This window comes from Mesonia profundi (assembly GCF_031085155.1).
GTDB classification, from domain to species: Bacteria; Bacteroidota; Bacteroidia; order Flavobacteriales; family Flavobacteriaceae; genus Mesonia; species Mesonia profundi.
Map to the genome: position 1 here is coordinate 83,492 of NZ_JAVHUL010000004.1, position 17,107 is coordinate 100,598.

Annotated in this window: 16 protein-coding genes; 4 read left to right on the plus strand and 12 right to left on the minus strand. The window is 37.5% G+C overall.

Features of this window, described 5'->3' with window-relative positions:
• Positions 1-6 precede the first annotated feature (6 nt).
• Positions 7-1,026, plus strand: coding sequence for an endonuclease/exonuclease/phosphatase family protein (locus RBU60_RS02660; protein WP_308863112.1), 1,020 nt, complete (start codon positions 7-9; stop codon positions 1,024-1,026).
• A 187-nt stretch (positions 1,027-1,213) separates the two neighbouring features.
• On the opposite strand, the gene RBU60_RS02665 is transcribed toward RBU60_RS02660, so the two are convergent.
• The 7 genes from RBU60_RS02665 to RBU60_RS02695 all read right to left on the minus strand — a co-directional run bounded on the left by RBU60_RS02665 (position 1,214) and on the right by RBU60_RS02695 (position 7,412).
• Positions 1,214-1,846 carry a WbqC family protein gene (locus tag RBU60_RS02665; protein ID WP_308863113.1) on the minus strand — a complete coding sequence of 211 codons (633 nt, stop codon included), beginning with the start codon at positions 1,844-1,846 and terminating at the stop codon, positions 1,214-1,216.
• 12 nt (positions 1,847-1,858) lie between these two features.
• A complete protein-coding gene (gene lepB, locus RBU60_RS02670; protein WP_308863114.1) occupies positions 1,859-3,439 on the minus strand; it encodes a signal peptidase I in 1,581 nt (526 codons plus the stop codon).
• A gap of 39 nt (positions 3,440-3,478) precedes the next feature.
• On the minus strand, positions 3,479-4,198 hold the full coding sequence (gene dapB, locus RBU60_RS02675; protein WP_308863115.1) for a 4-hydroxy-tetrahydrodipicolinate reductase: 720 nt from the start codon (positions 4,196-4,198) through the stop codon (positions 3,479-3,481).
• Positions 4,199-4,201: 3 nt separating this feature from the next.
• Positions 4,202-4,783 carry a DUF5683 domain-containing protein gene (locus RBU60_RS02680; RefSeq protein WP_308863116.1) on the minus strand — a complete coding sequence of 194 codons (582 nt, stop codon included), beginning with the start codon at positions 4,781-4,783 and terminating at the stop codon, positions 4,202-4,204.
• The gene (locus tag RBU60_RS02685; RefSeq protein WP_308863117.1) at positions 4,773-5,678 is read right to left on the minus strand and encodes a ParB/RepB/Spo0J family partition protein; all 906 of its coding nucleotides are present in this window, start codon (positions 5,676-5,678) and stop codon (positions 4,773-4,775) included. Before RBU60_RS02685 ends, RBU60_RS02680 begins: the two co-directional genes overlap by 11 nt.
• A gap of 6 nt (positions 5,679-5,684) precedes the next feature.
• The gene (locus tag RBU60_RS02690; protein WP_308863118.1) at positions 5,685-6,449 is read right to left on the minus strand and encodes a ParA family protein; all 765 of its coding nucleotides are present in this window, start codon (positions 6,447-6,449) and stop codon (positions 5,685-5,687) included.
• Between the two features lie 81 nt (positions 6,450-6,530).
• A complete protein-coding gene (locus RBU60_RS02695) occupies positions 6,531-7,412 on the minus strand; it encodes an SDR family oxidoreductase (RefSeq protein ID WP_308863119.1) in 882 nt (293 codons plus the stop codon).
• A gap of 160 nt (positions 7,413-7,572) precedes the next feature.
• Here RBU60_RS02695 and nirK point away from each other — a divergent pair, with 160 nt between their 5' ends.
• From nirK to RBU60_RS02710, 3 genes are read left to right on the plus strand one after another with little or no spacing between them, the layout of a single operon-like run.
• A complete protein-coding gene (gene nirK / locus RBU60_RS02700) occupies positions 7,573-9,048 on the plus strand; it encodes a copper-containing nitrite reductase (RefSeq protein WP_308863120.1) in 1,476 nt (491 codons plus the stop codon).
• Positions 9,049-9,078: 30 nt separating this feature from the next.
• The gene (locus RBU60_RS02705; RefSeq protein ID WP_308863121.1) at positions 9,079-9,876 is read left to right on the plus strand and encodes a formylglycine-generating enzyme family protein; all 798 of its coding nucleotides are present in this window, start codon (positions 9,079-9,081) and stop codon (positions 9,874-9,876) included.
• Positions 9,863-10,486, plus strand: a complete 624-nt coding sequence (locus RBU60_RS02710) for an SCO family protein (RefSeq protein WP_308863122.1) — start codon at positions 9,863-9,865, stop codon at positions 10,484-10,486. Before RBU60_RS02705 ends, RBU60_RS02710 begins: the two co-directional genes overlap by 14 nt.
• A gap of 369 nt (positions 10,487-10,855) precedes the next feature.
• Here RBU60_RS02710 and scpA read toward each other — a convergent pair whose 3' ends face one another.
• The 5 genes from scpA to RBU60_RS02735 form a co-directional block, all read right to left on the minus strand.
• The gene (gene scpA / locus RBU60_RS02715; protein ID WP_308863123.1) at positions 10,856-12,982 is read right to left on the minus strand and encodes a methylmalonyl-CoA mutase; all 2,127 of its coding nucleotides are present in this window, start codon (positions 12,980-12,982) and stop codon (positions 10,856-10,858) included.
• A 104-nt stretch (positions 12,983-13,086) separates the two neighbouring features.
• Complete coding sequence (locus tag RBU60_RS02720) at positions 13,087-14,451, minus strand: methylmalonyl-CoA mutase subunit beta (RefSeq protein ID WP_308863124.1); 1,365 nt, start codon at positions 14,449-14,451, stop codon at positions 13,087-13,089.
• Between the two features lie 3 nt (positions 14,452-14,454).
• Positions 14,455-14,775, minus strand: a complete 321-nt coding sequence (locus RBU60_RS02725; RefSeq protein WP_308863125.1) for an FtsB family cell division protein — start codon at positions 14,773-14,775, stop codon at positions 14,455-14,457.
• Between the two features lie 18 nt (positions 14,776-14,793).
• The gene (udk, locus tag RBU60_RS02730) at positions 14,794-15,402 is read right to left on the minus strand and encodes a uridine kinase (protein WP_308863142.1); all 609 of its coding nucleotides are present in this window, start codon (positions 15,400-15,402) and stop codon (positions 14,794-14,796) included.
• A 503-nt stretch (positions 15,403-15,905) separates the two neighbouring features.
• Positions 15,906-17,105 carry an efflux RND transporter periplasmic adaptor subunit gene (locus RBU60_RS02735; RefSeq protein WP_308863126.1) on the minus strand — a complete coding sequence of 400 codons (1,200 nt, stop codon included), beginning with the start codon at positions 17,103-17,105 and terminating at the stop codon, positions 15,906-15,908.
• Between the last annotated feature and the right edge of the window lie 2 nt (positions 17,106-17,107).

Genomic DNA, 17,107 nt, shown 5'->3' on the forward strand with positions numbered 1-17,107 from the left:
CGTTTTATGAAAGGCCTTAACCTTATAGATCGACTTATTTTTGTGGTAAACTCCTTGTTTGCGACAGCCCTTCTATTGGCTTATGTGTTGCCTTATATTCCGCCGAATACCTTTCCTTTTTTATCGGTTTTAAGCTTGGGAATGCCCTTATTACTGATTATTAACTTCGTTTTTTTCTTATTTTGGGCCATTCGCTTTAAACGTCAGTTGCTTTTATCTTTCCTTATTTTACTTATCGGATTTAATCATATCCTCTCTTTATATATGTTTTCTGGAGATCAGCCTAAGGCGGATATGAATGAAGCCAAGACTTTTAGCTTGATGAGTTATAATGTACGTCATTTTAACAGGTACAATTGGATTAAGGATGAAACGGTTACACAGCAAATTATCAGTTTTGTAGCGCAAGAAGATCCAGACGTGTTGGTGATGCAAGACTATTTGGAACGAAAGGATGTAAAATTTAAAGCCTATCCTCATAAGTATATAAAACTGGTGGGGAAATCAGGACAGGCTATCTACTCTAAATACCCTATTCTTGAAAAAGGTTCTTTAGACTTTCCGAAAACGGGAAACAACGCCATTTATGCAGATATTCTTATCCGTAAAGACACCTTAAGGGTCTTTAATTTGCATTTGGAAAGCTTAAAAATTAATCCGAGTGTGAAAGAGCTCCAAAATAATAGTGAGAAACTTATCGCTAGGGTAGGAAACTCTTTTAAAAAGCAAGAGAAGCAAACAGAAATGCTGCTGAAAAAAATTAAACAAACTCCGTATAAGGTGATTATAGCAGGAGATTTAAACAATAGCGCTTTCTCTTATGTCTATAGAAAGCTTTCTGAAAATTACACCGATGCGTTTAAAAACTCGGGGAATGGTTTCGGAAAAACATTTGATTTCGATTTTATCCCTTTACGGATTGATGCTATTTTAGTAGATAAGCAGTTAAAAGTAAGAAAGTTTATGAATTACGATCAGCAGCTCTCAGATCATTACCCCATTATGAGTGTGCTGGAGTTGAAGTAATTTTTTGATTACTCATGAATTATTCTAAAAGAAGAGATTTTAAAAAGATATTTTCAGCTTGGATCTTTTTTGGTCTATTTTCTAGCCGTCTAGATTCTAAATTCTAACTACAATTTTGTCCAGAAACGAAAGCCTCTTACGTCCTACGTCTTTTTATCTTACGTCTGTTTTCTAGCAGTCTAATGTCTTATTTAAGAACTTGATCCTCCAAATACATTAAGCTACTCGGACCTTCATTAAACAAAAGATCTAAAATGGATAGATTGGGAATATAACCTTCTTTATTCGTAAAAACCTGCGTGTATTTCGCTAAGTCGATACTGTTTTTTTTCTTGGCGCTAATTAGATTTCTAGCATCAAGCATCTCTGAATCTTGATAATCTTTTATAAACTCTTCTGTTTTCTCAAGAGGAATATCCAACTGTAAACACGAGAGCACGACATCTAAGCACGCATAATTAAACTCCATTAAGTGAGAGTAGGTTTCTTCATAAAGCGGTTTAAACTCATCTTCATAGAACTCAAAAAAGGGAGAAGTACGGTAAGCCGCTTCTAAAGAACGCCAATGGATAATTTGCCAGTTGAAATCGTTTTCAATCCTAACGTCTCTATATTTTTGACGCTTGTTTTTTATGTTCACATGCTTGATGGGAATATTTAGCAATAACTTCCCGTTAGCACCATAAATATACTGTCTATTCCTGTAGGTTTGTTTTTGATAATTATCTTCGTTCTCGAAGCGAATTTTTTCCGCTTTAGCGAAATAAACAAATTGCTCTATTGAACCAAAATAAGCGGGATGTAGGATTAAGACTTTCATAACTATCTAAACCTATTTCTCTTTATTCTTGTTCTTTTTCCAAAAGAAATTAATCCCGAAAATAAGCACTAATACAATAAGGAAGTGGTAAAAGTAAGAAACAGGTTTCCCATCACCACCAACGGTTGTGAATAAACGTTCCCAGCGAATCTTGTTAGAAAAACCTTCTCCGTTTGCATCCCAACTCATCCAAACAAATACGGGCTTTCCTACCACGTGATTTTCGGGGACATAGCCCCAATACCTACTGTCTTCACTATTGTGACGATTATCACCCATCATAAAGTAGTAATTCTGCTTAAACGTATAGGAGTCAATCGGACTTCCATTAAGCAATACTTGGGTTCCTTTGGTCGTGATTTTATTTTCAAGATGCATCTCTTCTCCTTCGTAGGTTTCGATAATGCGTTTGTAAAACGGAAGCGTTTCTCTATTAATCTCAACAGTTTTACCTGCTTCAGGGATGTAAATAGGTCCAAAATTATCTCTATTCCAATCTGTTTTGTTGGTATTAGGGAAAGTAGAAACTTCCGCATTTCCGGCAGAATCAATAATACGCTCTACCGATGCTACATTAGGATGATTTTTAAATCGGTCTAAAGCTTCTTCCGATAAGGAAGTGAAATAATACTGTTTTTCAGCCTGATTATACCAACCTATAGGATCTGTAATGTCATAGGTTTTATATAGGTTTTGTAAGGAGAAACCTTTTCCTTTTCCTTGCACCACATAAGAATATTGTGGTTTCGCACGGTCTGGTAATTGAAGAGGCTCGTTGTCGATGTATATTTTACCGTCTACAATTTTTAAAGAATCTCCAGGAACACCAACGGTTCTCTTAACGTAATTTGATTTTTTATCGATGGGTTTTTTAAAGGTTTCCTTTCCTCGGTAACGAAAATAAGGAACCGTATCTACCGGCCAGTTAAATACTACAATGTCGTTTCGTTCAATTTTCTCAAACCCGGGTAACCTAAAATAGGGGAGCTGAGGCCAATTGGTGTAAGATTTAACTCCGGCAACGGGAATCGTATCGTGCACCATAGGAAAAGAAACGGTGGTTTTTGGCGTTCTAGCTCCGTAATGAAGTTTACTTACAAACAAAAAGTCCCCTACCAACAAGGTTTTTTCTAAAGAAGCAGTAGGAATGGTAAAGGGTTGTATAAAATAGGTGTGTACAATTGTGGCGGCTACCACGGCAAAAAGAATAGAGCTTACCCATTCTCCAGCTTCGGTTCTTGGCGTTAAACTTCTATCTTCTACGTAGCTAACGTCTAACGTGTAGTTGACGTAATAGATGTAAAGACCGAGCGTTAAAATTGTTAGCCAAGTGTCTGCTTTGCTGTGTCTACCGAAACTACGAACGGTTTCTACCCAAACTACAGGAAACATAATAAGGTTGACAATAGGGACAAAGAGTAGGATCGTCCACCACCAAGGTCGGTTGATGATTTTCATTAATACTACCGCGTTGTAAACGGGTATAAACGCTTCCCAAGCTTGTCTTCCTGCTTTTACATATAACTTCCAGGTTCCTAAACCGTGAATGGCTTGTATCACCAAGAAAAATATAATCCACTGTACAATTGTCATCTTCTTTTTATTTTATAAGTACCCAACAAGTTCAACTTGTTACAAATTATTTAGATTTAACACATCTTTCATGCTAAAAACCCCTTTTTTATCTTTAATCCATTCCGCTGCAATGATCGCACCCAAGGCAAAACCTTCCCGGGAATGCGCGGTATGTTTTATTTCGATATCATCTACGACAGAGCTGTAGGTAATGCTATGCGTACCCGATACATTTTCTATTCTTTTTGCCGTTACCGGAATTGTTTTTTTATCAGTTTTCTCATTTTCGTCTACGAGTTTCCAATCTTTTAGAGAAGAATGATCAATAATATCCTTTGCTAAGCTGATGGCGGTTCCACTGGGTGCATCCAGCTTTTGCGTATGATGAATTTCCTCTAAGCTCACTTGATATTGCTCGTGACCCTTCATCAGTTTGGCCAAATGTGCATTAAGATTGAAAAACAAATTCACGCCCAAACTAAAATTGGAAGCATAAAGAAAGCTTCCGTTTTCTTGTTCGCAAGTCTTCACTACTTCATCGTAATGATCTAACCATCCTGTGGTGCCAGAAATAATAGGAACTTGTGCTTGTAATGCGCTAGTAATATTTTCTTTTGCTGCGGAAGGAATACTGAAGTCTATTGCTATATCGGCTTGCTTCAGTTGTTCTACGTCAACTCCTGAAGAAGTCGTATAACAGATGCTATGATTTCTTTCTAGAGCTAATTTTTCAATGGTTTTACCCATTTTTCCGTAGCCTAATAAAGCAATTTTCATACGTTAAAATTTTAAATTTAAAGACAGGCCGTAATTCGCTCTTCCGGTAAATTCATCTACATTAAAATTGGGCTGTAAACTCAAATCTTCATCTACATTAAACTGTCTTAAATGCGCATCTACATTGGCGTCTATGATATTTAGAACATAAAGCGCTGCCATAGCTAAAACCGACATTTCTTTTTGACGCCTAAATTGCTTTTGGGCATCAATCAAGGTTTTATCGGTTAAAATATCCTGAAATTCATCATCGGTATAACCGGCAAGCCTTCTTTTGTAAGCATCTCTAAAGCGATTGTATTCGCGGTTATTAAAGGTGTAAAAATAAACTCCCGCGCCTAATCCTGCATAAACAATGGGTATTTTCCAATAACTTTTGTTATAGGCTTGTCCCAAACCTGGTAAAACAGCCGAATAAAAGGCTGCCTTTGCTGGTGCTAAGGCATTGTACTCTACTTTAGCTTTCCTATTTTTTTTTAACTTCACCTCCTTACGGGTTTGAAGCTGTAAAGAGTCTTCCTGAGCAGAGATTTGAACACTTAGAAGAAAGAAAAATGCAAAAAAATATAAGCAACTATTTTTCACCTTCAATCAATTTGGTTAATCGTTCAAAGTCTTCTTTGGAAGAGAAAGGGATAATCACTTTTCCATTTCCTTTTTTGCTCATTTTTACATCTACTTTAGCACCAAAGTAACTAGAAAATCCTTTGACAGATTCTTTTATTTCCTTTGGAACCTTTGGGGTTGCTTTAGATTTTTCATCTACAGAACCAGAAGACTGAATTTGTTTTACCAACTTTTCGGTTTCTCTAACCGAAAGAGATTCTGCCAGTACTTTTTCATAAACTTCTAACTGAAGCTCTAAATCGCTAATGTTGATTAAAGCCCGCCCGTGCCCCATACTTAAAAAGCCGTCTCGCATTCCGGTTTGGATAATAGGGTCTAGCTTAAGTAAACGTAAGTAATTGGCGATGGTTGATCTATTTTTACCGATACGATCGCTCAATTGCTCTTGGGTAAGGCTAATTTCGTCGATTAATCGTTGGTAAGAAAGTGAAATTTCTATAGGATCTAAATCCTGACGCTGGATATTTTCTACCAACGCCATTTCTAAAGACTCTTGGTCGTTAGCAATTCGTATGTAAGCAGGAATGGTTTCAAGTCCTACCAGTTTAGAAGCTCTAAACCTGCGTTCTCCAGAAACTAATTGATATTTATTGAAGTCAATTTTTCTTACGGTAATAGGCTGAATTACGCCCAATTCCTTAATGGAAGTGGCTAATTCTTGTAAAGCTTCTTTGTTGAAGCTACTTCTAGGCTGAAAAGGATTCACCTCAATAGCTCCTAACTCTAGTTCAACAATACTACCTACTACTTTATCTGCATTTTTATCTTTAGCAGAACTGATATCGTTTTCGGGATCTTTCAGTAAAGCAGAAAGGCCTCTTCCTAAGGCTTGTTTTTTTGTTGCTTTGGCCATAAGTCCTTATTGATTTTTTTTAATAATTTCTTCCGCTAAGCTCAAGTAATTGCTTGCGCCTCTACTTCCTGCATCATAATTAATAATGCTTTCACCGTAACTTGGAGCTTCGCTTAAACGAACGTTTCTTTGGATGATGGTTTTAAACACCATTTCATCAAAATGCTTTTTAACTTCATCTACCACTTGGTTAGAGAGTCTTAAACGAGAATCATACATAGTAAGCAAAAGCCCTTCAATGTCTAATTTGTCGTTGTGTATTTTTTGAACGCTTTTAACCGTGTTGAGCAACTTTCCTAATCCTTCCAAGGCAAAATACTCACATTGAATTGGAATAATCACCGAATCTGCTGCAGTAAGCGCATTTAAAGTTAAAAGTCCCAGCGAAGGAGCGCAATCGATAAGGATATAATCATACGAATCTTTTAAGTGTACGATAGCTTTCTTAAGCATCGACTCTCGTTGATCTTGATCGACCAATTCAATTTCTATCGCTACCAAATCAATATGGGCAGGAATAATATCTAAATTGGGGGATTCTGTAGGAATAATAGCCTCTTCTGCTTTAATAGTATGTTCCAAGAGTTGATAAGTACCTTTTTCGATACTTTCTACGTCAATGCCTAACCCAGAACTGGCGTTAGCCTGTGGATCTGCATCTATTAATAAAACTTTTTTCTCGAGAACTCCTAAAGAAGCCGCTAAATTAACTGCGGTGGTGGTTTTCCCAACCCCTCCTTTTTGATTTGCAATTGCAATGATTTTACCCATTAGCTCTTCATTGGTTTAGTCAGTAAAAATACAATTAATTATTCCATTAAAAAACGGAATTTATCAACAACTGAAGAAGGCTTATTTTTTCCCCTTACTTTTGATCATTTGCTCCAATTGGTCCCACAGTTCTTCTGGGATTTGTTCTAGTATATTAAACTGTCCGGCGCCTTTTAACCATTCTCCACCGTCAATGGTGATTACTTCTCCGTTCACATAAGCAGAAAAATCAGAGACTAAATAAGCCGCTAGGTTGGCTAACTCTTGATGTTCTCCCACACGTTTCAACGGAACTTTCTTCGCCAAGTCAAACTTTTCTTTTAAATCTCCTGGTAATAAACGGTCCCAAGCTCCTTTGGTAGGGAAGGGTCCTGGTGCAATCGCGTTAGAACGAATCCCATATTTGGCCCATTCTACCGCTAGCGAGCGGGTCATCGCCAATACTCCTGCTTTCGCTGTCGCGGAAGGGACTACATAAGCAGAACCTGTCCATGCGTAAGTAGTGACAATATTAAGTATGGTTTTATCTTTTTCTTCTTGATCAATCCAATGCTTTCCAAAAGCAAGCGTACAGTTTTTACTTCCTTTTAAAACAATATCGATAATGGTATCAAAAGCATTTGCCGAAAGTCTTTCGGTAGGAGAGATAAAATTTCCTGCAGCATTATTCAGCAATACATCAACGCTTCCCATTTTTGAAACAGCTTCGTCTCGCATTGCTTCAACTTGATCGTAGTGACGCACGTCACACTGAATCGCGAAACACTTTCCGCCAGTTTCTCCTTCTAATTCTTTTACGGTATTTTGAAGTTTCTCAATATTTCTAGAAGTGATACCAACTTGAGCGCCGAGTTCTAAAAAATATTTGGTCATCGCTTTTCCTAAACCACTTCCTCCTCCAGTGACTACAATATTTTTTCCGCGTAAAGCGTCATCCCGCAACATTTTCTGAGTGTAATTCATTTTTTTATGTATTTACGTAAAGGTAGGATTTTTGTTTAAAAATGGAAATTATAAAAAGAGGTAAATCTTTTAAAGGATGATAAATGTCATATTTTACGCCTTTTTATTTAAGTATTTTTGAATTAAATTAAAAACGTTTCTACAACTAAATAATTACACTATGAACCAATCTTCAGTACCAACACCCAGCAAACTTTTAAAGGGCATATTGCTATCTTTTCTAGTAATTGTGACTCTAGCTTGTAATTCCGATAAAAAAGAAAAATCCTATTCTGATCCTGCAGATATTAAAGTAGGAATGGAAATGAACGCTAAGTTAACTGCTCCGCCACACGTTCCAACTCCTACTGCTAGAAGATCAGCAAAACGTTTAATCGTAGATATGGAGATATTAGAAGAAGTTGGCACGATGACAGATGGAGTAGAATATGTGTATTGGACGTTTGATGGTACAGTACCTGGAAGCTTTATTCGAACTAAAATTGGTGATGAGATAGAATTTCATCTTAAAAATCACCCAGATAATAAACTGCCACATAATATTGATTTACATGCGGTAAATGGTCCTGGTGGTGGTGCCGTTTCTTCTTTTGTGGCTCCGGGTCATGAAACTGTTTTTTCCTTTAAAGTTCTTAATCCAGGCTTATATGTTTACCATTGTGCAACCGCACCAGTTGGAATGCATATTGCAAACGGTATGTATGGTTTGATTTTGGTAGAACCAGAAGAAGGTTTAGAGCCAGTAGATAGAGAATACTATGTGATGCAGGGGGATTTTTATACCAAAGGAGATTTTGGAGAACCAGGCTTACAGGCTTTTGATATGAAAAAAGCGATTGAAGAAGATGCAGATTATGTGGTTTTTAACGGAAAAGTTGGAGCTATGACTGGAGACAATGCTTTAACTGCAAAAGTAGGGGAGACCGTACGTTTATTTGTAGGTAATGGAGGCCCAAACTTGGTTTCTAGTTTTCACGTTATTGGTGAAATCTTTGACAAAGTGCATATGGAAGGTGGTAGCCTTATAAATGAGAATGTACAAACTACTTTAATACCCGCTGGTGGAGCCGCTATTGTAGAGTTTAAAATAGATGCGCCTGGAGAGTATATCTTAGTAGACCACTCTATATTTAGAGCTTTTAATAAAGGAGCCTTGGCGCAAATAAATGCTACAGGAGACGAAAATAAAAATGTCTACGCAGGGAAAATTCAAGAAGGTATTTATTTACCAGAAGGAGGAGACATTCAAGAAATGCCTATTTCCGAAGAAGAACAAGCTGAAAATGCTAAACCAGTAGCCAATTTAACTTTCGATGAAAAAATGGAAAGAGGAAAAAATCTTTACGGAAGATCTTGTCTAGCTTGTCACCAATCTGCCGGACAAGGAATAGCGAGTGCTTTTCCACCCTTGGCTAAATCTGATTATCTAAATGCAGATGTAGATAGAGCAATAGAAATAGCATTGTATGGTAAAACTGGTGAAATTACCGTAAATGGTGAAAAGTATAATAGTGTAATGCCTTCTCAAGGCCTAAGCGATGAAGAAGCAGCAAGCGTACTAACTTATATTTATAACAGTTGGGACAATAATAAAACAGAAGTTACCCAGGAAATGGTGAAAGCCCAGCGTAGATAATACATTGTTTAATTTAAAACTATAATTGCCATGTTTTTCAAGTATGTACTTAGAAGTTTACTAATATGTATTCCATTTTTAGCACAAGCACAAATGGAAAACATGGCAGTCATAGAAAAAGGTTCTTATGTTCCTCTTTACGGAAGAGATTCAGTAAAGGTTAAAATAGATCGGTTTGCATTAGATGTGTATCCCGTAACCAATGCAGATTTTAAAAAATTTTTGAAAGAATATCCTGAATGGCAAAAAGACAAGGTGAAAGCCTTATTTGCAGACGGCAATTATTTACGTCATTGGGATGCTAATGGTTCACTCAAAAAAGGAGAATCACTTAAGGCTCCAGTAACGAATGTTTCTTATTTTGCTGCAAAAAAATACTGTGAATGTCAAGACAAGCGTTTGCCAACCTTAGACGAATGGGAGTATGTGGCGATGGCAGATGAAACCACAGCAGATGCTAGGGTAAAAGATAGCTACAATGAATTTATATTAAGTTGGTATGAGAAACCCAACTCTTTTAATCAAGAAGTTGGTAGCACGTTTAAAAATTATTGGAACATTTATGATATGCATGGCTTGGTTTGGGAATGGACTTCAGACTTTAATTCGGTTATGATTTCTGGTGAGTCTAGGAGAGACGTGGATCAAGACAATAATTTATTTTGCGGTAGTGCGGCCATCGGTTCTTCAGATTTGATGAACTATGCAGCTTTTATGCGTTACGCTTTTCGCGGAAGTATTAAAGCAAACTATGGAGTACGAAACTTAGGATTTAGATGTGCAAAAACGATAAACAATCAAACTAAACAAAACGATGAAGATTTATAAATATTTTTTATTAGCGCTACTAGTGATTAATCTATGGAGCTGTAAAGACGAAACTAAGAAAGAGGTTGCAGAAACCGAAGAAAGCAAAGCGGAAACGAATAAAGAAGAAGAAGAATTGCCTGGTCTTTCTATTTATAACCTACCCACCAAATGGACAACTCAAGATGGAAAGGAAATAGAACTGAAAGATTTAAAAGGTGATGTTTTGGTCATGGTAATGATTTACACCTCGTGTCAAGCCTCTTGTCCACGCTTAGTTGCCGATATGCGAAACATTCACAAAAAAGTATCTGATAAAGCCAATAAAGAAACAAAATATGTCTTTGTAAGTATAGATCCCGAGGTAGACACTCCTGAAAGGCTAAAAGCTTTCGCGAAAGAAAATCAAATGGAAAGTAATGAATACTTGTTTTTACGTGGTACAAAAGAAGATACGAGAGAATTTGCAGCGGTATTGGCAGTAAGTTATAAAAGCATTTCACCAATGGATTTTTCGCATTCTAATATCATAAGTGTTTTCGATAAGCAAGGAGTTATGAAATATCAAAAAGAAGGTTTGGGAGAAGATGACTCCGAAACTATAAAGACCATACAAGAGCTAGCAAATTAAGCTATTTGAAGTGTAAGAAATAAAAAAATTAGAAGTCAGTAGTTAAATATCTACTTTTACTGTAATCTAACGGATTGATTTTAATCTATTTGAAAAACATTCTATTATCAGTTCGAGCGCCAGCCCGAAAGAATTCATTCTGGCGGGGAGTCGAGAACTTTTAGGATGCTAAAAAGTAGGTTTCGACTGCGCTCCACCAGACATATAGCCCGTATTTAAACAGTAATCTACGCAACTAACTACTGATCTCTATAAAAAATAATCCTATCATACTCAACCTGCCCGAGTTGAATTCGTTCAGGCAGACTTCCTTCTGAATGGCAACTTTACATAAATTATTAGCTAGAAACTAAAGCCCAAAGTCCTGATTTAAGCCACAGAATCAATCAAAATATCCAATATCTGAATCGCAGCATCGCTAATTTTAGTACCCGGACCAAAAACGGCTACTGCCCCCGCATCAAATAAATAATCATAATCTGCCGAAGGAATAACTCCCCCTACAATCACCATAATATCTTCTCGGTCTAATTTTTTAAGTTCCTCGATCACTTGTGGGACTAATGTTTTGTGTCCTGCCGCTAAAGAAGAAACTCCTAAAACGTGCACATCATTTTCCACGGCTTGTTTAGCAGCTTCTTGTGGCGTTTGGAATAACGGACCTATATCTACATCAAACCCAACGTCGGCGTAACCTGTGGAGACTACTTTTGCGCCACGATCGTGACCGTCTTGTCCCATTTTGGCTACCATAATTCTTGGTCGGCGACCTTCTAAATCGGCAAATTTATTCGCTAAATCTTTCGCTTTGCTAAACGAAGAATCATCTTTCATCTCTTTACTATACACGCCGCTAAATGATTTTATTTGTGCTTTATACCTACCAAACTCTTTTTCGAGAGCATCGCTAATCTCACCAATGCTCGCGCGTTCTCTGGCAGCTTCTACCGCTAAAGCTAGTAAATTTCCTTCCCCTGTCTTGGCAGATTGCGTTAAATCCTCTAGCGCTTGAGTTACTTTCTCTTGGTTTCTAGTGCTTTTCATTTCTGCTAAGCGTTCAAGTTGTTGTTTTCTAACCGTTTGATTATCTACTTCTAGCGTTACAATAGGATCTTCTTTATCTCTACGGTATTGGTTAACACCCACAATAATATCTTGGCCGCTATCAATTCTTGCTTGTTTTTTGGCTGCTGCTTCTTCAATGCGAAGTTTTGGAATTCCGTTTTCAATCGCTTTGGTCATTCCGCCGAGCTCTTCTACCTCTTCAATGAGTTTCCAGGCTTCCTCCATAACGTCTTGGGTTAGCTTTTCTACATAATAACTTCCTGCCCAAGGGTCTACGGTTTTGGTGATTTGAGTTTCATCCTGAAGGTATAATTGGGTATTTCTTGCAATTCTTGCCGAAAAATCGGTAGGTAAGGCAATGGCTTCATCTAAGGCGTTGGTATGTAAACTCTGGGTTCCGCCAAAGGCTGCCGCCGAAGCTTCTATACAAGTTCTTGCGACATTATTAAAAGGATCTTGCTCTGTTAAGCTCCATCCACTGGTTTGACAATGGGTTCTTAAAGCTAATGATTTTGGATTCTTCGGATTAAATTGTTTTACCAATTTTGCCCACAACATGCGAGCAGCACGCAATTTGGCAACTTCCATAAAATGGTTGAGTCCAATGGCCCAAAAGAAAGAAAGACGCGGCGCAAAGCTGTCAATATCCATTCCAGCGTCTAATCCTTTACGGATGTATTCCAGTCCGTCTGCCAAGGTATACGCCAATTCGATATCACAAGTGGCACCTGCTTCTTGCATATGATATCCCGAAATACTGATGCTATTAAATTTAGGCATTTTTTGGGAGCTGTATTCAAAAATATCTGAAATGATTTTCATCGATGGTGTAGGCGGATAGATATACGTGTTACGCACCATAAACTCCTTGAGAATATCATTCTGAATGGTTCCTGTTAATTTTCCTGGCTTAACACCTTGTTCTTCCGCAGCGACGATATAAAACGCCATAATGGGTAAAACCGCACCGTTCATGGTCATCGAAACCGACATTTTATCCAGCGGAATCTGATCGAACAAGATTTTCATGTCTTCTACCGAGTCAATCGCAACTCCTGCTTTTCCTACATCACCCACCACACGCTCGTGGTCACTATCATAGCCTCTGTGGGTAGGTAAATCAAAAGCTACCGAAAGTCCTTTTTGTCCTGCTGCCAAGTTTCTTCTATAAAAAGCATTGCTATCTTCTGCGGTAGAAAAACCAGCATATTGCCGAATCGTCCAAGGGCGTTTTACGTACATGGTAGAGTAGGGGCCTCTTAAATAAGGAGGAATTCCCGCGGCAAAATTAAGATGTTCTACTTCTTTTACATCTTCTTTTTGGTAGGTAGATTTCAGCTCAATATTTTCGGCAGTAGTATAACTAGTGCTTTTCGTATTTTTATTGGGCTTAGATTTTAATTCTATATGTTGAAGGTCTTTTCTTTTCATAGTAGACTTCTTTTGTGGATAGCTTTTAAGTTAATAAAATTTCGTTAACCTGAATTTGACCTTTCTGCGGAAAAGTCTTTTTCAGTAGCTCATGGTCTTTCTAACTACTCTTTTTTTAATCGTTCTTGCTCTATTGCTTCTGCTAAGCGTCTTTTAATCACAGGCGGAAGCAATGTTTTTCTCTCCCTTTTCTCTAAAAAAGGAGAATGCTCCAAATCGTTCTTCATTTTATCCTCTAAGTTCTCATATTTATTGGTTCCTACCAAAATAGTTTCCCCTGAGTTAAATTCTTCTTGTTCCTTTTGAGCCGCTTCTTTAATTTTTCGCTGAATAATTCCTTCTTTCAGCTGTACTAAAAATCCGCCTCCTTTTTCAATACTTTTAAAAAGAGCCAAGGCTTTTTCAGAAAGTTGCTGCGTGATGTCTTCTATATAGTAAGCACCGTCTGTAGGATTACTTACTTTATCAAAATAGCTTTCATTTTTTAAGATAAGCAATTGATTTCTAGCGATTCTGCTTCCAAATTCATTCTCTTCATGAAAAATCTTATCATAAGCGAGGTTGCAAATAAAATCAGACCCTCCCAAAATAGCACTCATACATTCTGTGGTAGTTCGTAGTAAATTGACGTTGTAATCGTAAATGGTTTTGTTGCGATCTGAAGGGTAAGTCAAAATTTCAATTTCCTCCGGAAGCTCGTAAGCGGCCGCCAAAGTAGCATAAAGCTGTCTTAGCGCTTTAAGCTTAGCTATTTCGAAGAAATAATTAGAACCTAGTGCCACTTTAAAGATTAGCTTCTGCGTTTTTAAAGCTTCTGTATGTTGATTCAGGTATTCATTGGCATGCGCTAAAGCATAAGCCAATTGTTGCACCATATTGGCTCCTGCATTTTGATAAGTGCTCGTGTCAATACTTATATTAATAGGCAGCTCTGTCGTATTTTTTAATACAGCAGCTAAAGCTTCTTGATCATTTTTTAGGGAATGGTACCAATTTCCAGTTGCCGCTAGTTCACTAATAGGATCAATTCCTATACGGACTTGGTGTTTTTCACCTTTTAAAAATTCCGCGAAAGCGAGAATATATTTAGGATTAAGAAATTGAAATTCTACATAAACAGGAGTAGCGCTTAAGTCTAGTTTTTTGAATATTTCTGTTAAGTTAACTGTTTCGTTTGCAATAACTAACCATAATCCTTCTGAACCTTTACTTAAAATGTGTTCGATATTTTTAATACTTTGATTTACATCGCTCACCATCAATTTTTCTACAATATCCCATTCCTGCGGACTCGCAACAGAGGGCTTGTCTAGTAAATCCTCTTGGTGGTAAAAAGGTTTGATATCAATCCCTTCTGGAGTGTGTGTAATCAAACTTTCGTAGTCGGCTCCTTTTAAGTCTACCTGTATTTTTTGTCTCCATTCTTTGGCGCTCACCGCCTCAAAATCTTTCATTAAATGTTTTGTCATGGCTTATTTTTTTGGAGTGCTATCGTATTCTATAATGTAAATTTCTTCGTTTTTCTTCTTCATAAAGTATTCTTCGCGAGCAAATCGCTCTAGGGCAGAAGAATCTTTTAGACCGTTAATAATGGTCGTATCGTGAGTAATCTCGGCATTATAGAAGGTTCTATTGTCTTTAAGCTCGTTTATGTCTTCATTTAACTCTTGGTGCACCAACCAAGAATTGCTGTCTAGAAAAAGCATCCAGACCCCAAAAAGCAATAAAATGAGCACGTATTTATTGCTGATGATGCGAAACCATCTATTTTTTAAAAGTGCTTTAAAACCCATAGGAGCGAAGATACAAAATTAGTCTAAACGCTGTCTGATAATTGTTTGCACAATATCAACAGCCACGGTGTTGTAACGGTTGTAAGGAATTATAATGTCTGCATATTCTTTGGTAGGCTCAATAAACTGCTGGTGCATAGGTTTTAAGGTGGTTTGGTAACGATTAAGCACCTCATCAATATCTCTGCCGCGCTCGTTAATATCCCTTTTTAAACGCCTAATCAATCGCTCATCACTGTCGGCGTGCACAAATATTTTGATGTCGCACATCTTTCTCAATTTCGGATTGGTGAGGATAAGAATTCCCTCTACAATCATCACTTTTTTAGGGATGGTGGTAATCGTTTTTCCTGTGCGGTTATGATCTACAAAAGAATACACTGGTTGCTCTATCGAATTGCCTTTCTTTAATTCCTTTAAATGGCTTACCAATAGATCAAAATCGATGGATTGAGGATGATCAAAATTGATTTGGGTACGTTCATCATAAGAGAGCTCGCTGGTCTCTCGGTAATAAGAGTCTTGCGAAATTACAGCTACTTCTTCGTGTTGCAATTCATCTACAATGGTGTTTACAACAGTCGTTTTTCCACCTCCGGTACCGCCTGCAATTCCTATAATAAGCATAATATATTCTTTATGAATTCGCAAAATTACTATTTTTAGGAAGTAAATCTATATTTTTTTACAAAGAATGGTATTTTTCTACCCTCAACAAGAGTTTTAAAAATTTTTGATGACGCTTTCGCGGAATAAGAACCCTTCCGTCATTCCTTCGGAATGCCATACTTCGACTAAGCTCAGCACAGGCTCTTCCCTTATTTAAGGGTAGGAACTTTTTATTTTTTTTTAAATCAAGAAAATTTACATAATGTTCCCTCAATTCTTATATATTTCATAATACAGTTAAAACACGAATCAAAAGCTCCCCTCCTTAAATAAGGAGGGGTCTTTTTTACTTGTAAAAAAGGGGGTGGTTGTGAAACCCTCTTTCTTCATTCCTTCGAAATGGCATAATTCGACTAAGCTCTGCACAAGCTCCTTCCCTTATTTAAGGGAAGGAGCTTTTTAATTTTATATAAGTCTTGAAAATCTAAGTGGATTTTAAAAATAAATGGACTTTCAGCAAATTAATGACTATGCTCTGCATCTCCTTTTTTAAGTTCAGCCATAAGGTAGTAAGCGTTGTTGATGGCGAACTTGGTTTGAGCTGCTGGTTTTTCTAAAAAATTAACCGCAATCCAACCTCCATCTTGATTAAAGGTTCTCACTTCTAAAGGCTTAAAACTCCAATCTTCGCCTTCTCGTTCTGCGGTAAAGACATAAGATTTCCCTCCTTCTGTGGCAAGCGCAGTTACTGGGAAAGCCTGCATTTGGTTATTTTCTACCTCAATCCGCCCCTGAATGTACATTCCCGAAAGAAGATTACCGTTTTTGTTATCGATTTCGGCGTGAACGTGAACGGCTTTAGGATTTTGCTCAAAAGTTTTCCCTACCGAATAAATCTCGGCCGACAACTCTTCTCCTGGTAGCGACTGAATTGAAAAACGTACCTTTTGTCCTTTCTTTACTTTATTCACATCTTTTTCAAATACCATTAAATCGGCGTGAATATGATCGGTGTTGACAATCTCAAATAAGCTGGTTTGTGGTTCTACATATTGTCCGGTTTTAATTTGCACCCCTTGAACAAAACCTCCAATGGGACTGCGAAGCGCTATCCTTTGATAAATAGTACCGTTTCGTACGCCTGCAGTGGAGATATTCAATTGCTTTAATTGAGCTTCAAGACCTTGCATCATCGCTTTGGCAGTGTTGTATTGCGCTTCTGCTTTTTGAAAATTCATACCAGAACCCACGCCCGCTTTATACAATTTATCTTGGCGTTCGTATTCCTTCTTTAAATATTCGCTATTGCTGTACGCATTGAGGTAATCGGTTTGTTTTTGCACAATATTAGGATGTGACAAATAAGCCACCACTTGGTTCTTTTTCACTTCATCCCCTTCAATCACTTCAATAGAAGCGATGTTAGAGCCCATAACCGAAGTGATCACCGCTTCATTTTGCGGTGGAACTTCCAACTCTCCATTGGCTTCTACAAAACCGCTCATATTCCGTAAAGAAATAGTATCTATTTTCATTTGTAAAGCTTCATACTGCTGTGCGCTCAGCATCACTTCTTCTCCGTGATCTCCTTCATCACTAGTTTCTTCTTCGTTTGTTGACGTAGAATTGTGATCATCGCCTTTTGAATTTTCTTGGCAACTTACCAGCGTAAGACTCATTAAAAGAATTACGGAGGTGGTATATAAAATTGATTTTTTCATGG

Coding starts and splice junctions, on each gene's coding strand:
- RBU60_RS02720 (WP_308863124.1), bottom strand. CDS start 14,451: ATGACAAAACATTTAATGAAAGATTTTGAGGCGGTGAGCGCCAAAGAA.
- lepB (WP_308863114.1), bottom strand. CDS start 3,439: ATGACAATTGTACAGTGGATTATATTTTTCTTGGTGATACAAGCCATT.
- RBU60_RS02685 (WP_308863117.1), bottom strand. CDS start 5,678: ATGGCCAAAGCAACAAAAAAACAAGCCTTAGGAAGAGGCCTTTCTGCT.
- RBU60_RS02665 (WP_308863113.1), bottom strand. CDS start 1,846: ATGAAAGTCTTAATCCTACATCCCGCTTATTTTGGTTCAATAGAGCAA.
- RBU60_RS02710 (WP_308863122.1), top strand. CDS start 9,863: ATGAAGATTTATAAATATTTTTTATTAGCGCTACTAGTGATTAATCTA.
- RBU60_RS02690 (WP_308863118.1), bottom strand. CDS start 6,449: ATGGGTAAAATCATTGCAATTGCAAATCAAAAAGGAGGGGTTGGGAAA.
- scpA (WP_308863123.1), bottom strand. CDS start 12,982: ATGAAAAGAAAAGACCTTCAACATATAGAATTAAAATCTAAGCCCAAT.
- RBU60_RS02660 (WP_308863112.1), top strand. CDS start 7: ATGAAAGGCCTTAACCTTATAGATCGACTTATTTTTGTGGTAAACTCC.
- RBU60_RS02725 (WP_308863125.1), bottom strand. CDS start 14,775: ATGGGTTTTAAAGCACTTTTAAAAAATAGATGGTTTCGCATCATCAGC.
- nirK (WP_308863120.1), top strand. CDS start 7,573: ATGAACCAATCTTCAGTACCAACACCCAGCAAACTTTTAAAGGGCATA.
- RBU60_RS02735 (WP_308863126.1), bottom strand. CDS start 17,105: ATGAAAAAATCAATTTTATATACCACCTCCGTAATTCTTTTAATGAGT.
- udk (WP_308863142.1), bottom strand. CDS start 15,402: ATGCTTATTATAGGAATTGCAGGCGGTACCGGAGGTGGAAAAACGACT.
- dapB (WP_308863115.1), bottom strand. CDS start 4,198: ATGAAAATTGCTTTATTAGGCTACGGAAAAATGGGTAAAACCATTGAA.
- RBU60_RS02705 (WP_308863121.1), top strand. CDS start 9,079: ATGTTTTTCAAGTATGTACTTAGAAGTTTACTAATATGTATTCCATTT.
- RBU60_RS02695 (WP_308863119.1), bottom strand. CDS start 7,412: ATGAATTACACTCAGAAAATGTTGCGGGATGACGCTTTACGCGGAAAA.